We start from the raw sequence: 17,846 nt of genomic DNA on the forward strand, positions 1-17,846 counted from the left end.
CCGGCAATAAGATGCAAAACTACGGAAAATGTATGTATTTCCAAGATGATCAAGCCGGCTGTTCGACGATGCGGAACAACAAAAAAAGCAGTACATCCATTCGGGATGCACTGCATATCAGAATAATTAGGCTAATACAATCTGATCCTGTCTATCGCTTACGTGCCAACGGCCGCCTACCAGCATCCCTCCGGAAAATACTGCTTCGCGTAGAGGTACAGCCGCGATAGCATGCCGGGCATTTAAGGCATTGACCAAAGAAAAGCTCGCGTGGTCTCCAACCTTCGGAACTAGCGAACCTGAAGAGATAAGAGGATAGGTCTGCAGCAGCTGATCATCTGTGATCCAGCCGAATTTTTCAGCCAGACGCGAGCCGCGCGCAAGCAAATCTCCGTTGCCGAACGGACTCCACGCGTCCAGAATATTGTCCGAACCAACATGAACCCGAACCCCTTCCAGAAGCAGCTGATCTACCCGCGGCATAGGACGGTCAATAGGAACGCTGGTCATAATCGCCACATTGCTTGCGCTAAGCTTTTGTGCCAGCTCTCGGGATTCGGCTTCACTGACCTGCCCGAGACAATAGGCATGGCTGACAGCCGTACGGCCGCTTTGGCTTGCCTCCAAGGTCAAGTCAGCGAATCGGCTAACCGTATAGGTCCCTAGATGCCCGGGGTCATGCAAATGCAGATCTACGCCGGCTTTAAACTCCGTGCTGAGCTCAAACATCGCTTCCAGGCTTGCGTCCACCTGTCCGTCCAGCCCTGCCGGATCAACCCCTCCTACGTAATCCGCTCCTGCCCGAAGCGCCTCCTTCATAATAGAAATGGATTGGGACCGCAGCAAGCCCTGCTGTGGAAAAGCTACAATCTCGATATCCATCCGCCCTCTAAAATGCTCCCTGACCTCAAGGATATCCTCCAAATGAGAAAGTCCAAGCTTGGGATCAACATCCACATGCGTCCGAATAGCCGTTGTTCCATTCATCAGCAGAAGCTGCAGAAGCCGGTGCGCTCTTTCCGCAGCACGCGTAGGCAGTGCTTCCAGCATGCGGGTCTCGAACTCTAGCTGCCCGGGCAAAGTAACAAACGGCTGCAGCGGCTTCCACGGCTCTCCGAGAAAATGTTTGTCCAGATGGATGTGCATATCGGACAAGGCCGGCAAGTAGAGCAGTCCGTCTGCATCCCAGACTTGCGCGAAGTCTTCTGCGGGTTGCATCGTTTTGCCGCTGGGTTCAATGTGTGACATGCAGCCTGTCGTCAGGTCCAGAGTCAAGTCATGCAACCGGTCTTCAATCTTTACGTTTCGCACTATCGTTTTATTCGCTTCCATCACTATTCACCTTCATCCCTCTCTGGTTGGCTAATGGGCTCCCAAATAAGCTTCAACCATCCGCTCATCCCGAAGCAGCTCATCGGAATCCCCTTGCATCGCGACCGAGCCTTTATCGATCACGTATCCTCTGCTTGCTAGATTAAGAGCTTTATGAGCCATCTGCTCGACAAGCAGAATCGATGTTCCTTCCTTCGATAAACCGTAAATCGCTTCAAAGATTTCGTTAACGATAATCGGAGCAAGACCAAGCGAAGGCTCGTCGAGCAGCAGCAGCTTGGGCCTACTGATCATCGCTCTCGCCAGAACCAGCATCTGCTGCTCTCCGCCGCTTAACGTATAAGCAAGCTGCGTCCGTCGCTCGTACAGCTTCGGGAACCTGTCGAACAAAGGCTCCAGCTCCCTGTTGAACTGTTCCTTCCGGACTGAACCGATCCGTCGCTTTAATCCCATCCGCATATTTTCCAGAACCGATAACGTTCCGAACACCTCCCGCCCCTCCGGGACAAGCGATACCCCCAAGTTTGCGGTCCGATTAGCCGGCATCGAGGTGATATCCGTTCCCTCCAGAAGCACCTTGCCGGAGTGCGGCTTCACAAGCCCTAATATGGTTTGCATGAGCGTCGTTTTTCCGGCGCCGTTCGAGCCGATAATGGCTACGATCTCGCCTTTCTTTACCTCGATATCCACGCCTTTTAACGCTTCAACCGGGCCGTACCTGACGGATAAGCCATTAACGCTCAGCATCCGCAGCAACCTCCTCTTTGCCTAAATACGCCTGTATGACCCGCGGATCGCTCAGCAGCTGGGCAGGGTTACCCGTCCCAATGACTTTACCGAAATCCAGAACAGTGACGGTATCGGAGACGCGCTGAACAAAATCCATATGATGCTCGATCAGCACAATCGTCAGGTCATAACCAACAAGTCTCTGAAGAAGCTCCTCCAGCTGCTTGATTTCGGCTGCCGTCATGCCGGCAGCCGGCTCGTCGAGCAGCAATACGCTTGGCTCTGTCGCAAGCGCCCTTGCAATCTCTATCATTCGCTGATGACCATACGGCAATTGGCTGGCGGACATATGCCGGTTCCCGTCATAACCAATCAGATCAAGCAACCGATGCGCCTTTTCCTGCAGTTCCGCTTCCCTGCGGCGTTGCGCAGGTGTCCTTAGGAATGCCGCTCCAAGCCCCGTCCTCGCTTTAACGGTCATCCCCGTCATGACATTTTCAAGAACGGTCAGTTCTTTGAACAGCCGGGAATGCTGGAAGGTCCGGGCAATACCTAACCCGGATACCGACGACAGCGAACCGGAGAGAGAAGCTCCATGCAGCTCCATTGCCCCTTGTTCAGGCGTATACAAGCCGGAGATTACATTCAGGAGCGTCGTTTTCCCGGCACCGTTGGGTCCAACAAGGGAATGGATCGTGCCGGCTTTTATCTCAACCGAAACTTCTTTTAATGCCTGTAGACCGCCAAACGACTTATTAATGCCCTCTAGGCGGAGTGCGGCTTCCGGGAATCTGCCCTTTTTCCTATCGTTTGCGAACGGTAAGCTATAATCAGCCGTACCGCCGATTCGATCAGCTTCCTGCGAACGAAGCTTTAAGCCAAACCGCGCTTCCAGCCAATCGTTCATCGTTCCCATAATGCCTTTCGGGAGAAAATAAAGAACCGCAAACATGATCGTCCCATACAGCGCCATGCGAAGCTTTTCCATCTCCAGTACCTCAGGCAGGAAGACCAATATAATGGCGCCTATGATGGGCCCAAGCAATCTTCCGGAGCCGCCTAAGATCACGATAAGCACAAGCTGAACCGAAGCTTGGAAATGATACGTATCCGGACTGATAAAGCTGTTCGTATGGGCATACAGCGTACCGGCAAGACCCGCTAGAACCGCACTGACGGCAAATCCGACGTATTGCGGCTTGAATTTTCGAATGCCCAAGGAAGCTGCGGCTATCTCGTTTTCCTTCGTGGCAATCATGGATCTCCCCCAAGCGGATCGCCGTATATTGTAAGCGAGGATAAGAGCCCCGACAGCAACCGCCACTGCGAGCAGATACATGCTCTGCAGATCAAAGGTATAACCGCCAAGCTTTGGCTTCGGAACGCCCGATATGCCAAGCGGCCCGCCGGTAACCCCATCCCATCTGATTAACGCTTCATGCACAACAACCCCGAAGGCGATGGTAATCATGGAGAGGTACACGCCGCCCGCTTTTATTGTAGGAATGGCAATCAAGCTGCCGATGATTAAAGAAACCGCAATTCCGGCAAGCGCGGACAGCCAGAAGTTCAATCCGTAATGCGTACTGGCATAAGCCGAGGTATACGCTCCCGCCGCCATCAATCCGGCATGGCCGATGGAGACAATCCCGCAATAGCCGACCAGAATATTCATGCCGACACACGCAATCACATAAATGCCGATTGTAAAAAACAAGTTCAGCATATATGTATCAGCCGTCCATGAAGCAGAGGCAAGCGCCGCTGCGGCAAGCAGTCCGCCCCATAGAGCTGACCTGCGGAAGATTATACTTTTCCTGCTATCATTCATTTCCGCTTCCCCCCAAGCAAGTCTGACCCTATACTTTGACGACTGTTTTCCGGACGTTAAACAGTCCCATCGGTTTCCAATACAACACGAGAATAACGATGCCATACACGAACATTTCCCGGAATGCGGTAGAGATATATTGGCCGATAAACACCTCGGCGACGCCAAGCAGCAACCCCGTTCCTACGATTCCTTTGGGATTATTGACGCCGGCCAGAATAGCGACGGAGATGGCTTTTAGACCAAGCGGCAAGCCTACATCGACGGATACGGCATAGTTCGTAGACATTAAAGCCCCGCCAATACCCGCTAGCAATCCGCTTAATACATAAGCAACGGCTACGACACGCCCGCTATTTATGCCCATCATCTCAACGGCTGTCCGGTTATCCGCTGTTGCGCGCAGCCATAAGCCCCAATGCGACTTTTGATAAAACAGGATTAACAAGGCGAGCAGCGCGCCAACGATAGGGAAGAAAATAAACTCCTTCCAATAGATGCCGGCATCCATAATGCGAAGCATGCCGCTGCCTGCCGGAGAAGGGACGACCCCTTCATCCGGACCATTGAAATAGAGGGCAACGTCCTGAATAATAATGCCGACCGCGATTGTGCTGAGTACCCACTCAACCGAATTCGCACCCTTATCGAACTTGCGTATCGCCAGCCTCTCGATCACGAGATTCAGCAAGGCTACCAGCAGGATCGAAGCAGCAAACGCGAGGGGAAACGGCAGCCCCGCATGCTCGGAGAAACCAAACAGCAGAACTCCCCCTACCATGACGAGCTGGCCTTGCGACATATTGAGAGTACCGTTTACGACATAGGTTAAGCTGTAGCCAAGCGCGATAACGGCATAGAGGCAGCCGACCGCAAGACCACTGATGATTAATTGCAAGATAAGCGACATGCTGATCCCTCTTTTCCGCTCTGTTACTGCTTGTCGGATACGACAAGCTTGCCGTCCTTCCAAACGGACATCAAATACGAATGAACGTCGATTGCATCATGATTGTCTTTCGTGAACGCCTGATCCCAATCCTTGATAACCCCGCTGTACGGGCCAAGATTTGTTTCCAGCGTGTTTTTGACCGCCTCGCGGTCTTTTTTCAGATTGCCCGTCAACTCCGTGCGTTCAATGGCCTGGAACAGCATCATCGCGCCGTCATAGCCTTGCGCCGCGGAGGCAAACGTCGTTGGAATATGACCGAATTTCGCCGTAAAATCCTTCAGAAATACCGCCGCGGGTTCACGGGTCTGATCAACGTTGAAGTTGGCCGTCTGAATCGCATAAGTTCCTTCCGCCAGCTGCTGGCCTACCTCCTGCACGCCTTTGTTGGCCATGCCGTTCTCGCCAACGATCGGAACCTTCCAGCCGAGCTTATCCATCGCTTGAAGCACATAGCCATTCCCCGCTCCTTGCCCGAACAGGTAGATCACTTCGGCTCCCGCTTCCTTCGCATGGTTGACCTGCGCGGTCATATCTTTATCCTTGGCATTATCGAAAGACTCCACGGCTACCGGCTTCAGTCCCTTTTCCTCAAGCGCTTTTGTCATCGCCGCTGCGGCGCCTTTGCCGTAACCGCCATTCTCATGAAGAATCGCGATTTTGTCGGTGGCAAAATACTTATTAATGAATTGCAATGCGTATTGAGCCGTAATGTTCGCGTTCATCCGTACCCCAAAGGTCCAAGGCATGCCGCTTTCTACCGATGCGGGAACATTGGAGGTAGCTACGACAAACGGGAATTTCTCCTCCATAATAATGGGGGATTGCGCCAGCATAACGGTGCTGTAGAAGCCCCCTACTGCTCCAAGCACGCCTTCCTTCTGACCGAAATCCCGGATAATGCTGATTCCGCGGGTCGGATTCTGTTCGGTGTCGCGAACGACCAGCTCAACGGTACGGCCATGCAAACCGCCTTTTGCATTTATCTGGTCAACGGCGATTTGAACCCCCTGATATAAATTAATAGAGTTCATGGCGTTATCGCCTGTTGCTTCCGTCGACATTCCGATCAGAATCGGTTTATCGCTTTCGTTGCCATTGCCCGAAGATGCTTTATTGCTGCCGCATCCTGCCAACACCAGTACCATAGCCGCCATCCATGCCGCACACCATACTTTCAAGTTATAACGTTTACTCATGTATAGTCCTCTCCTCTATCTTTTATAAAATGGTTAATATCGCTCTCTCGATTCTTGTATCTGCGACTATAACGCCTCTTTTCCATACCGTCCGGGTCTCCGACTTATTAAGCAGCACATCTCTTTCCGTCTTCTCCCGGAACAACACCATGTCGGCTGAAGCCCCTACGCGAATCCCGTAACCCTCAAGCGCTAGCACCCGGCTTGCGCCTTCCGTGAGCATCCCCAACAAGCGGCTTGCATCACTATCGCCTCCCATATAAGCGGTAATTGCAAGCAGCCAAGCCGTTTCAAGGGGATCCGCTTTGCCGAACGGGGTAAAGGGATTCTGTACGTTGTTCACGCCAATGGCTACATTGACTCCTTTTTCCTGAAGCAGCTTGACGGGAGTCAAACCTCTGCGCGGCTTTTCCTCATCGCCCCGTCCATTAATAAAAAGGTCGGTTGCCGGCAAAGTAATGACATGAATGCCCGCTTCGCTCAGCAGCTCCGCTGCCGCTGCTGCCTCCTCTCTAGCAAGGGAACCAAGCGAGGTGACATGACCGGCGCTTACGCGGCCTTGCAGCCCATATTCCATTGTCCGCTTGGCAATTTGAATGATTGCCAGATCCTCAGGCTTGTCGGAGAAATCCGCGTGGAAATCCAGCGGTTTGCTATACTTGCCCGCGAGATCAAACACAAACTTCAAATGATCGTCCAAGTCCGGATCCTGATACGTAATCCCCCCAACAACGTCACAGCCAAGCCGAAGAGCTTCTTCCATCAACTCCGCGGTTCCCGGGCTTTTGAATATTCCCTCTTGAGGGAATGCGACCACTTGCAAATCCAGCAGATGTCGCATGGATTGCTTCAGCTCGAGTGCCGATTCAATGGCCGACAGACCTAGGATCGGATCAACCTCCGCATGACAACGCATATGGGTCACGCCGTTACTTACGGCTTCCCGAACGACTTGAAGAGAACGTTCCCTCATGTCGATTCTAGTAAAAGCGTTTTTCATATGGGCTGTTATCCGTATAGCGTCCTGAAGCGACCCTGCCTCCCTCTCCATTCTGGCAAGCAAGTACGCCTTCTCCAGGTGGATATGCGGTTCTACCAGACCTGGCAGCAGCACACCGCCTTCCCCATTTACAACAGCATTCGCAGTCCATTCCTTGGCAGCCCCGCTTTGCTCCACATAAACGATAATGCCGTCAGATACTCCTACATCCATTAGTTGATGATGACCCTTTACTTTGACATTTGATATGACTTGATCAAGCATTGCAGCCCCCTCCATGTCACATTTGTTAACTCCAATTAAGCTAAATTCAGAATAGCTGTTCATTAACGGAATGTCATTGGCTGCAACATCTAAAAAATCATGAGTTTTTTGGATGCATCATCCAAAAATTGATTTACACAAGGCGGATGCCGTGTTACATTTCATAACACAAAACTCTTTTTTAAAGGAAGGGATTTAATTGCTGCTAAGCGAGCTGCTTGCCAACGACATTTACGAGCATGCGCGGGTTATTGCCGGGTTTAACGGACTTACTCGCACGGTTCAAACCGTCAATATTATGGATGCCCCCGATATCATCCGGTTTCTGCGCCCTGGCGAGCTTCTTCTGACAAACGGTTATTTCATGAAGCAAAAACCTGGCATGTTTATGGAGTTGATGCGGGATATGCAGCGTATGGAATGCTCGGGTATGGCTGTCAAGACGGAACGCTTCGAGCTCCATGTCCCCGAGGAAGCGCTTCTCGAAGCCGAGCGGCTGCAATTCCCGATTATCGAAATCTCGGCAGTAGAGCTGTCTTTAGGCGAGATTTTGCAAAGATCTACAAGCCTGATCATGAATAACAAGAACGAAGAGCTGCAATATGCCTTGCATATCCATAAGCAGTTCTCCGAAATGATCATGAAAGGAAAAGGGATTACAGGTATTATTGATGCTTTGACCAAGCTGCTTTCCTCTCCCATTCTGCTGCTTAACGGGAAGCTGCAGCCCATTGCCGAATCCAGGCTCGGCTATACGTCCCTGATGCCTGCCTTGGCAGCGGCAACAGATGCCATACTCGATGGAGCAGCAATACCGTCGTCACCAACTTCCTTCTGCCTCCTTGACGTTTCGCTTCGCAATCGCTGCAACGTGCTGCTGTATCCGGTGCACACCTACCGCCATGAAGGTTATTTACTTTCCTTCCATCCCGTCGAGAAAATGTCCAATTTGTACGGCTTAACCTTGGAACAAGCCTCCAATGTCATTGGCATGGAGCTGACAAAAGCACAAGCGGTGAAGGAACGGTCGCGCCGTTACAAAAACGAATTCTTCTCCGATCTGATTGACGGCTACATCACCTCCGAGCAGGAAGCTATTCATCGAGGAAAGAAATACGGAATCAAGGCTAACGGAGCTTGGGTCATGCTTGCGGCTCGCAGGGACGGGGCAGGCTGGGGGAACGGCCAGAAGGATAGCCAAACAGAGCGGCAGGATGAACGGAACGTATCCGAGCGCGATGAGCATTATGAGAGGATTAAGCGGCATTTTTCCGCTATCGGGCAGTCCTTTGCGATGTTTACCAAAAACGATTCATTCGGACTTTTGCTGCATCTTCCCGCTTCAGGATGGGATGAATCCATTTTCATCCAGCAACTGGCTGGCTTGTCCGATCGATTAAACGAGGAGATCGGATTAAGCCTGTCTATCGGTATCGGCAAGCCTGCAACTAATGCGCTTGGAATCAGACACTCCTATGAGGAAGCTATCAAGGCTCTCCAATACGGCTACCGGTTGAAGCGAACCAAGTTCGTGCAATCCTACCAGTCGAAGGATATCGGTTATCTGTTCCATATGCTGCCGCATGACGAGCTGAGGCAATTTTACGAGGAGACTTTTTATGGCATCAGACATACGGAGGAACAGGAGAGGAAAGAGCTGCTTCGGACGCTTAGCGCCTTCTACGACACGCAATGCCAGCTGATGGAGACTTCAAAGCTGCTGTTCGTGCACCGCAACACCGTCGTGTACCGGCTGGATAAATGCGAAAAACTGCTTGGGGTTAAGCTGAAGGATCCCATTGAAAGCTTAAGGCTGCGAATTGCGCTTTCCGTAGAACCTCTTCTAAGCGGAGACAGCCCTGTTTTTTTGTCCAGGTAACAAAAGGCACTAATCACTAACCAATGGATTCCTCCATCTTAAGATACATCTCTTAAACTATTCATAATAAAGAAGGACGCATGCTAAGCATGCGTCCCCCTCCCTCTTGCAAACCTAGTTTACCGTAATATTATCCACCGTTACCGTAGCCGTATCCGCATACCAAACCCTATACTCGAGATTCCGGTTAAGCGTCTGATTAAACGATAAGCTGAAATCCTGGTATTGGTTGGCAGACGTGAACTGCTGCCTTGTAATGGTTGATTGCGCCACAACGGAATTGGACGCAGCGTCCCACACGTCAACAATGGCGACCGTGGCATTATCGGAGATGTTGTTATCCACCTTCAGCCGGTACGTAATCATGCGGTTGCCGACCGGAACATTCTGATCGTACGGTCCATACATCATATGGCCCGTTCCGTCAAGCGCTGGCGTAGCCTGCCAGCCGTCTCCGCTAACGCGGCCTTGCGCATGCCCTACCACTGAGCCCTCGGCCTCGTATTTGCCGATGCTTTTGGCCACCGTTACCTTATCTATGCTTATAGTGGCTTTATCCCGATAATAAGCCCGGAACTCCAAGCTGCTTCCGGAAGGATTGTTGAAGGACAAGCTGAAGTCCTGGTAAGCGTTGTTTTTCTTGAACTGATTGCGATAGACGTCTACCGATGCCAAGGTTTGTCCGTTCGTATTATCCCTAACATCCAAAGTAACCACATTGTCGTTCGTACCGGTGTTGGAATCGATCTTCATCTTGAAAACAGCGGTATTGCGTCCTGCCGGAATCGTATTGTCATAATTGCCGGACAGCATATATCCCGCATTATGGGCGCTTACGTTAGCGGACCAATCGCTGCCGCTAACTGCGCCGGTCGCATGCGAGAAAGCTGTTTCCGCCTCATATTGCTTAACGACTGCTGAAGGATCGGTAGGCAATTGGTTATTTTCGCGCATCAGCTGGAAGTAAGTATCCGGTCTAACAAACACAATGTTGCTGTTGCTGCTGAAGTTATTCACCGCATTGACGATCATCTGGTAAGACACATCCCATGGATTGGACTGGATACTGACAAAACGGGGAGCCGTTCCGTCCCAACCGGCAATCGCATTGTTAATCTCGGAAATAATCGTCGCTTCAGAGTAACAATAAGTTGCGCTCAGCCCTTGGGTTGGCAGTGAATTGCCGTAGATTGTAATTGGACTTCCGGCATTCTGACCGGTTAATCCTAACAACGACGGAGCATATTGGGCAAAGCTTTGCCCTACGTTAGCATTAATGCCGCCGGTAATGGTATTCCAGATCGTCGCAACTTTTAATCCCGCGCGGTTCATGTAATCATTCGACAGGGCTACAAAATTGTTCAGATAGGTTTGATTAGCCCAAGCATTCGGATAAGTATAACCGATTCCGGATGGCCCTGAAATAAGAGCGTCATTAGGCGTAGCCGAATTATACAAATAGTTCAGGATGCCGGGCATGGCATCCAGCATTGCCGGCGATACCGTCCAGCCAAGCGGAACCGCTCCGCGGTTAGGCGAATCCCAAATTTTCTTGAATCGGTGCTCCATGTACTGCAGGTTATCGCCGTCGCTCAATATCAAGGAAACGTATATTTTATTCTGAAGCGGCGGCTTGTTCGGCACCGGCTTCACATTAACTGTTCTGGACGTGCCGCCGAATACGGTCAGATTGGAGGACCAGTCGCTGGCAACAGTGGAAATGCCGTATTCGGAAGCAGCTTGAACGCCGATTGCCTCATCCGGCCACCAGCCCATATAGATTCCGCTGCCGTACGGCATATCGGAGAAGAAGCTTTGCAGCAGCGTTTTCTCTGCCGGAACGGAAGGATCGAGCCATACGACAGCCGTTCCTGTTGCCAACGCGTACTCTCGTAAAGCTCCTTTGATGCCCGGATTTAATCCGATAATGAGCTTATGCGTCAACGAAGACCAATAATGGTCGTGCAAATATTGATAAACTTGCAGCTTCGTGCTGAAATCCCCTCGCAGATCATCCAGGATAGGCAGATTATACGGGGCGGATGTCAGCTTGCTGACCAGACTAGGAGGCGCTACAATCCCGCCCGCTTGCCCCGCAATGGTTGTGGCCAGGTTAAGCGTATCCGGAACGGCATCGTCATAAACGACAATCCCATTAATCTCGCTGGCATATTTGGTAATCAGCGACCAGTTGTCAGCCACGTCCGTATGTCCGATCCCCAAATCGTTCAGCCATTTGTCTTTCCCATCCTCATTTCTGACGTTATCATCATACGTGTAAATTCTCGGCTGCGTTTTGTTGACAAGACCCTTAAGCGTCGTAAACAGAACGGTCTCATCCGATTTCCCTTGTTGGACGGAACCAACGGCATCTACCTTGGTGTAGGCTCGGCCATACCAATAAATTCTGAATTCAAGCGCATGACCGGCAGTCGGATTGTTGTAGTTAAGCGTAAACCGTTCGTATGAACCCGCCTTCGTCCAATCCTTCCGAGCAATATCCCGAGTTCCCAGAATCTGTCCCGTCGTGTTATCTCTGACATCTACCGTCACAATGACATCGTTATTGGCGGTATTGTTATCAATGGTCATGTCATAATAAGCCTGGTTTGCTCCAACCGGAATATCCGTAGCATAAGGACCGTATACCATGTGCTGATTAGGAGCATCGATGGACGTTTGGGCAAGCCATCCGTTGCCCTCAAGCCGCCCTGTTCCGTGACCGACCTGAGTACCTTCGGCTTCATAGCGGTATTCCGTAACCAGATTCATGACGTCAAGCGTGGATGCAGGAGCCGAGAACGACGGAAGAATCTGACCTGACGGCCAGGATAGCCCTGCTGCCTCTGCTTTCGGAAGTCCTGCAAACGGAGAAGATGCAGCCAGAATAACGGCTGCAAGGAGTGCTGCGCCTAGCTTCTTATTCCATTTCATTTTAAATCTCCTTTTTATTGATTTTTTGTTCGACTGTGAACGCACCTATCCCGGCGTCCGACCTAATTTCTGTCTCTCCTATCACCTGCCCTCCCTTCGACTTCACGATATACACGATATATAAGTAAAAAAATAAGCGCTACACAATCATGCCAAGGCGGACTGAATGTGTAAGCGCTTTATTTATGAATATTATATCACCCATATTATTTATATTCAATATATCTATTAAAACAATCCTTTCTCTCTCTTTTACCATGGTTTATATTGAGAGACAAGACTAATTTCGACTTTAAGCAATTGCAATAAAGGAGGCGTAAGCTTGAAACAGGCATCAACCATTATGGTGCAAGGTACGGCATCAGACGTAGGAAAAAGCGTGCTGACTACGGCACTTTGCCGTATTTTCGTACAAGACGGGCGGAAAACAGCGCCTTTCAAATCGCAAAACATGGCGCTTAACTCCTATGTCACGCTTGACGGCAAGGAGATTGGCAGAGCGCAAGGCGTCCAAGCAGAGGCTTGCGGGATTGCGGCTACAACCGATATGAATCCGATACTGATCAAGCCCACCGGAGAGATGAAGGCGCAAATCGTCGTACACGGCAAGCCGCTTGAAGAAATGAGCGCCTGGCGATACCGCGAGGAATACATTCCTTTAGCCGAAGGTATTGTAAGAGAGGCATTGGACCGCCTTCGCGGGGAGCATGATATTATCGTGCTGGAAGGCGCGGGAAGCCCCGCCGAGATTAATCTGAAGGATCGGGATATCGTTAATATGCGGATGGCCAAATGGGCCGATGCCCCTGTCGTGCTGGTCGCGGATATTGATCGGGGCGGCGTCTTCGCCTCCATTGTCGGAACGATGGAGCTCTTGGAAGAAGACGAGCGAAGCCGGGTAAAAGGATTTATTATCAATAAATTTCGCGGCGACATCAGCCTGCTGCAATCCGGTCTGGATTGGCTCGAAGAACGTACGGGAATTCCTGTGTTAGGGGTTATCCCCTATCTGCCAAGGCTGGATATTGAAGCGGAGGATTCGGTTGTGCTGGAGAAGCGGACGGACCAAGCCGGGAATGGAGACTTGGATATTGCGGTTATTCGGCTGCCCCGTATTTCGAACTTCACCGATTTTGATCCGCTGGAGGCCGAGCCGGACGTCCATGTTCGTTACGTCGAAGGAATGGATCAATTAGGGCAGCCGGACGTTATCCTTATCCCGGGTTCAAAGAACACGATTGAAGATCTTCTCTTTCTGAAGAAAACCGGACTGGCCAAAGCCATCGCCGAACATGCCGCAAGCGGTTGTTATGTTGCCGGGATATGCGGAGGCTATCAGATGCTTGGACAGAAGCTGTACGATCCGCATCAAGTTGAATCCGCATACGTCGAATCGGACGGACTAGGGTTTCTTCCGCTCTCCACAACCTTTTATACCAATAAACGAACGGAACGAGTCAGCGGCAATGTTTCCTTCGGGCATCCCGATTGGCCTGACATGCAAGGTCTTGCCATTGAAGGTTACGAGATTCATATGGGGCAGACCACTGCCCTCTCAACGGCTCTCCCCCTTCTGTCTATTAACGGACAGGACGAGGGCAGCATTTCGGAGGATGGACGAATCTTCGGCACGTATGTACATGGTATTTTTCATAACGACGCCTTTAGGCGACAATACCTGAATCTGGTGCGCGCAAGAAAAAACCTGGCTCCGGTCGAAGCGATATTGCCCTTCCGCAGCCGACAGCTTGAAGCCTTTGACCGGCTAGCCGAGCATGTCCGGGCTCATTTGGATATGGAGAAGGTTTACAGCATTTTGCATAAGCGATAAACATAAGAGAAGCCTCAACAGCAATCCGTGCGGCGGATGTGCTCTTGAGGCTTTTGACTTTCCCGCATGATCAGGATCAAGCCGACAGGTAATGCCCTGCCTGTAGCCGGAACAGCTTGGCATAACTGCCATCAAGCTGCATCAACTCCTCGTGGCTGCCGGATTCGATGATTTCCCCGCGTTCCAACATATAAATACGGTCAGCCAGACGGGTTGTGGACAGCCTGTGAGAGATAAAGATCACCGTCTTATCCTCCGCGGCCTCCAGCATCGCCCGATTCAAATTGTATTCGCTAATCGGATCAAGCGCGCTGGAAGGCTCATCGAGAATAAGAACCGAGCAAGGCTTGGCGAATGCCCTGGCGATTGCGATCTTTTGCGCTTCTCCGCCGGAAAAGATCTGCCCTTTATCCGAAAACTCTCTTGTCAGTTCGGTATTCAGACCGTAATTCAGACTACTCAAACGGCCGGCAAAATCCGCTTTCCGCAGCGCTTCAATAATGCTTGCCTGCCGCTCCGTATCCTCGCCTTCCACCCGGTCCATCCATACATTCTCCGCGAGACTAGCAGCAAATAACTGAAAATCTTGAAATGCTACCCCATACTGGCTGCGATAATCTTCCGACCGGTATTCACGAATGCTTCGTCCATCGTAACTAATCTCGCCATCGCTCGCGTCATACAACCTTAACAGCAGCTTGATTAGCGTAGACTTGCCGGCGCCGTTATAGCCAACGATCGCGATTTTCTCCTTTGGCCGAATGCACATATGGATGCCGCGGAGCGTCGGCGTATCGTTATTGCAGTAGGTGAAGCTGACGTTGGACAAACGAATCTCTTTCGGTAAGCTTGGCATTTCGCATGGCTGCAGTGGCTCCTCCATTTGCGGCTTATCGTTAAGAAAAGAGCGCAGCTGCCGGATGTAAAGGTTATTCTTCTGAAACTTCGTTACTGTGTCAATCAGATTATTGAGACTCCACCCCAGCGTCCATACGCCGTTCGTTACAGCGGCAAACGTTCCGTAAGTAATCGAATGCTGAACAATTACCTGATAAGCCGTAATGGCAAAATAAATGCCGTCCATAAGCAACGTTCGAAACACAAATCCGCTCAATATGCGTAGCAAAATTAAACGGGGAGCGTATTTGTGAATGACCTGCTGCTTCGCCGTATTCGCCTGGCGGTAATCCTCCATGAGCGGCGCCGCGATTCGGCTCGTGCGAAGCTCCTTTGCATAATCGGGCAGATAAAATACCCGGCTGGTATAGTTCTTTTTCCGTTCCAGCGGCTTTAACTCCAGCTCGCTTTTAAACTCCACTTTATTGGATAGAATGGTGATCCAGAATCTTGCCGCGAGTCCAACAATGACAACCGCAACGCCTAAAGGATTCAAGACCAGCAAGGCCCCGGCGATACCTGCTACGGTAATGGTACTCTTAAGCAGCTCGGCAGTCTGGTCGAGCACATCAGCCGCTTTGCCTTCCGTCTGCGATGCCGCCCACACGAATTGATTATAATACTCAGGGTCGTTATACCTTGCGTAATCCATTTGGATGGCCTTCCCGTACAATTCCTCCTGCATCGCTTTGTTCAGCTTCTGAAGCTGAATGGGCGCAAACATTTCGTAAACGTAACCGGCCGCAGTCTGAATGGCTGCCCCGTATAGCAAATATCCGCCTGCGGCAAGAAGAACGGGGACTACCGAATGATGAACCGTTACCGCGTCAACGACAAGTTTGATGAGCAGAACGCCCCACATGACATCAAACAATCCGAACAACGCCTGCATGATCGTATGCACAACGGCGTACAGCGGTATAATCCTGAACACATATCCGAGCATAAAGAGATTATTGCGAAGAACGTCTCCCCGCTTAGCCATATTGAGCCGCCTCCTCCCGGTAATGCTCCGCCTGCTTGCGGAACATATCCGCGTATTTCCCGTTTACAGCCATCAGCTCCTTATGAGTGCCGGACTCTACGATTCTGCCTTCTTCCAGCATGTAGATCCGGTCGGCAAGCGCCGCAGACGATAGCCGGTGCGAGATAAAGATAATGGTCCGGTCTGCCGATGCTTGCAGCAGCAGCTCGAACATATAGGCTTCCGCCGCCGGATCAAGCGCGCTTGACGGTTCATCCAGAATCGCGATTCGGCTGTTGTCCGCGAATAATCGGCTGATCGCAATCTTCTGAATCTCGCCGCCCGAGAGAACCAAGCCTTTGTCGTCAAATTCCCTGGTCATGACGGAAGAGGCCGAGCCTCCCATGCTTTTAATCTTTTGATAGACGCCTACCTTATCCAATACTTCGGCTGCCCGCGTATATTCATGCTCGGATGCTCTGCGCATAAATACGTTGTCCGCAAGCGGCATTGCGATAACCTTGCAATCTTGGAATACGGTTCCGAACAGCTCCCGATAATCGCTAAGCCGATAGGCTTTAATCTCCTCGCCGTTTAAGCGAACAACGCCTTCCGTTGGATCATAGAGCCGCATCATCAGCTTGATCAGCGTTGATTTGCCCGCACCGTTATGACCAACAAGCGCGATCTTCTCGCCGGGCTTCACCTGAAGATCAATGCCGCTCAGGATTGGCCGTGACTGTCCGCCATAAGCAAAGCCGACCTGTTTAAGCTCCAGGCTTGGCATTCCGGCGTCCGGAATTACTCCGTCATGGCTTTGCGGAATGACCGGCTCATATTGCAGAAATTCCTTCACGTTTTCAATATAAATGCCGTTTTCTTGCAAATTGGTGAAGAAGCCGGACACGGTAGCCATTGAGTGGCTTAAATTGTTGATCGCATTCAGCAGGACGATAAACTGAAACGCCTTGATTTTCTGAATGACAAGCACGCTATATCCCGCATACAGCATTGCCAGAGGGTACGGTGCAACTCTGCCCAGGACATCGTCAAGCGCCCGGTATTTGGCGACCCGTCTGCCCAAGGTCAGGAAGTTGCCGCGCATGATGCCAACCGCTTTCCCGTAGCGGTCCAGCATCACCCGGAAAATATTCGAGAGCCGCAATTCCTTCGCATAGCTCTCCAAATAAGCAATCCGGTTCACGTATTTCCTTACCCGGACGGACGGGGTGTTTGCTTTGTTCAATTCATATAAAGCGCGATTGCGTCGGACCGTAATCGTAAGCTTCGTGACCGCGGGAAGAATAATGAAAATAATGGCAACCGGATCAAGATATATGACCGTAACAAGCAGCATGATGAATGAGGCAAGCGCCCCGACAAAATTCGCGAGATTGTCCAGAACGCTGGCCATGCGAGTATCCGCTTCCAGTCCTGCACGAGTATATTTATCGTAAAATTCAGTATTTTCATAGCAGGCAAGCTCAACCTCCGCGGCTTTTTCGAATAGGATTCGGTTGAGCTCTTGCGAAATCATGAGATCGCATACCGGCTTATAGCGCTTTTCGAACCATTCGGAGACGAGCGACAGTATAAAATACGTTGCGATCATGGCGCCGATAAAAGCCAATACATAACGATAAGGCGTTCCGTTCTCTACTGCCCCAAACACATACCCGATAAATAAAATGGCATACAAATAATCCATTCCGTAGTTTAGAATAGCAAGAATAAATTGCAGGATAACCCGGCGGGGCGCGGTGCGGTAAGCGATTCCGAGGAAGTACATGTTATTGTTCCAATACATCCGAAATTGCCGATAAGTGGATTCTTTACTAGACATTAGATTCCCCTGCCTCTTCTTTCTGACTTCTTGTCTCTTGTATTACCCCTATTGCATCTGCCTCTGCAATCGATGAACCGCGATCAATCCCCTCTAAGCTTTCGCCTCCACACATCCCAATATATTACAACCTATTTGTCATGTTAAAGTAAAAGTTACTATGTCTTTTATAACAAATTGTTTTATTTGTTTTA

Annotated in this window: 11 protein-coding genes; 2 read left to right on the forward strand and 9 right to left on the reverse strand. The window is 50.8% G+C overall.

From position 1 onward, the window contains the following. Positions 1-126: 126 nt before the first annotated feature. Genes PJDR2_RS18230 through PJDR2_RS18255 form a run of 6 tightly spaced genes read right to left on the reverse strand, consistent with a single transcriptional unit; the run spans position 127 to position 7,304 of the window. Positions 127-1,332: an amidohydrolase family protein gene (locus tag PJDR2_RS18230; RefSeq protein ID WP_015845191.1), complete on the reverse strand. Its 1,206-nt coding sequence runs from the start codon at positions 1,330-1,332 to the stop codon at positions 127-129. A gap of 30 nt (positions 1,333-1,362) precedes the next feature. Continuing rightward, positions 1,363-2,079, reverse strand: a complete 717-nt coding sequence (locus PJDR2_RS18235) for an ABC transporter ATP-binding protein (RefSeq protein WP_015845192.1) — start codon at positions 2,077-2,079, stop codon at positions 1,363-1,365. After that, entirely contained in the window at positions 2,066-3,892 is a 1,827-nt protein-coding gene (locus PJDR2_RS18240; RefSeq protein ID WP_015845193.1) for an ABC transporter permease subunit, read from the reverse strand. Before PJDR2_RS18240 ends, PJDR2_RS18235 begins: the two co-directional genes overlap by 14 nt. A 28-nt stretch (positions 3,893-3,920) precedes the next feature. Then, the gene (locus PJDR2_RS18245; protein WP_015845194.1) at positions 3,921-4,802 is read right to left on the reverse strand and encodes a branched-chain amino acid ABC transporter permease; all 882 of its coding nucleotides are present in this window, start codon (positions 4,800-4,802) and stop codon (positions 3,921-3,923) included. Between the two features lie 23 nt (positions 4,803-4,825). Continuing rightward, the gene (locus tag PJDR2_RS18250; RefSeq protein ID WP_015845195.1) at positions 4,826-6,040 is read right to left on the reverse strand and encodes an ABC transporter substrate-binding protein; all 1,215 of its coding nucleotides are present in this window, start codon (positions 6,038-6,040) and stop codon (positions 4,826-4,828) included. 22 nt (positions 6,041-6,062) lie between these two features. Further along, positions 6,063-7,304 (reverse strand): amidohydrolase family protein, encoded by a 1,242-nt coding sequence (locus PJDR2_RS18255; RefSeq protein WP_015845196.1) that lies wholly within the window; start codon positions 7,302-7,304, stop codon positions 6,063-6,065. A 199-nt stretch (positions 7,305-7,503) separates the two neighbouring features. On the opposite strand from PJDR2_RS18255, the gene PJDR2_RS18260 reads away from it, so the two are divergent. Next, positions 7,504-9,183 carry a PucR family transcriptional regulator gene (locus PJDR2_RS18260; protein ID WP_015845197.1) on the forward strand — a complete coding sequence of 560 codons (1,680 nt, stop codon included), beginning with the start codon at positions 7,504-7,506 and terminating at the stop codon, positions 9,181-9,183. Positions 9,184-9,297: 114 nt separating this feature from the next. On the opposite strand, the gene PJDR2_RS18265 is transcribed toward PJDR2_RS18260, so the two are convergent. Further along, a complete protein-coding gene (locus PJDR2_RS18265) occupies positions 9,298-12,117 on the reverse strand; it encodes a GxGYxYP domain-containing protein (protein ID WP_015845198.1) in 2,820 nt (939 codons plus the stop codon). 322 nt (positions 12,118-12,439) lie between these two features. On the opposite strand from PJDR2_RS18265, the gene PJDR2_RS18270 reads away from it, so the two are divergent. Then, positions 12,440-13,948, forward strand: a complete 1,509-nt coding sequence (locus PJDR2_RS18270) for a cobyric acid synthase (protein ID WP_015845199.1) — start codon at positions 12,440-12,442, stop codon at positions 13,946-13,948. A gap of 76 nt (positions 13,949-14,024) precedes the next feature. On the opposite strand, the gene PJDR2_RS18275 is transcribed toward PJDR2_RS18270, so the two are convergent. Both PJDR2_RS18275 and PJDR2_RS18280 read right to left on the reverse strand, forming a co-directional pair. Further along, positions 14,025-15,830, reverse strand: coding sequence for an ABC transporter ATP-binding protein (locus PJDR2_RS18275; RefSeq protein ID WP_015845200.1), 1,806 nt, complete (start codon positions 15,828-15,830; stop codon positions 14,025-14,027). Beyond that, entirely contained in the window at positions 15,823-17,652 is a 1,830-nt protein-coding gene (locus tag PJDR2_RS18280; protein WP_015845201.1) for an ABC transporter ATP-binding protein, read from the reverse strand. Before PJDR2_RS18280 ends, PJDR2_RS18275 begins: the two co-directional genes overlap by 8 nt. Positions 17,653-17,846: the final 194 nt, after the last annotated feature.

This window comes from Paenibacillus sp. JDR-2 (genome assembly GCF_000023585.1).
GTDB lineage: Bacteria > Bacillota > Bacilli > Paenibacillales > Paenibacillaceae > Pristimantibacillus.

What these genes read in the sequence shown, in the direction of transcription:
- PJDR2_RS18280 (WP_015845201.1), bottom strand. Translation starts at nt 17,652, where the DNA reads ATGTCTAGTAAAGAATCCACTTATCGGCAATTTCGGATGTATTGGAAC.
- PJDR2_RS18235 (WP_015845192.1), bottom strand. Translation starts at nt 2,079, where the DNA reads ATGCTGAGCGTTAATGGCTTATCCGTCAGGTACGGCCCGGTTGAAGCG.
- PJDR2_RS18240 (WP_015845193.1), bottom strand. Translation starts at nt 3,892, where the DNA reads ATGAATGATAGCAGGAAAAGTATAATCTTCCGCAGGTCAGCTCTATGG.
- PJDR2_RS18230 (WP_015845191.1), bottom strand. Translation starts at nt 1,332, where the DNA reads ATGGAAGCGAATAAAACGATAGTGCGAAACGTAAAGATTGAAGACCGG.
- PJDR2_RS18265 (WP_015845198.1), bottom strand. Translation starts at nt 12,117, where the DNA reads ATGAAATGGAATAAGAAGCTAGGCGCAGCACTCCTTGCAGCCGTTATT.
- PJDR2_RS18250 (WP_015845195.1), bottom strand. Translation starts at nt 6,040, where the DNA reads ATGAGTAAACGTTATAACTTGAAAGTATGGTGTGCGGCATGGATGGCG.
- PJDR2_RS18255 (WP_015845196.1), bottom strand. Translation starts at nt 7,304, where the DNA reads ATGCTTGATCAAGTCATATCAAATGTCAAAGTAAAGGGTCATCATCAA.
- PJDR2_RS18245 (WP_015845194.1), bottom strand. Translation starts at nt 4,802, where the DNA reads ATGTCGCTTATCTTGCAATTAATCATCAGTGGTCTTGCGGTCGGCTGC.
- PJDR2_RS18275 (WP_015845200.1), bottom strand. Translation starts at nt 15,830, where the DNA reads ATGGCTAAGCGGGGAGACGTTCTTCGCAATAATCTCTTTATGCTCGGA.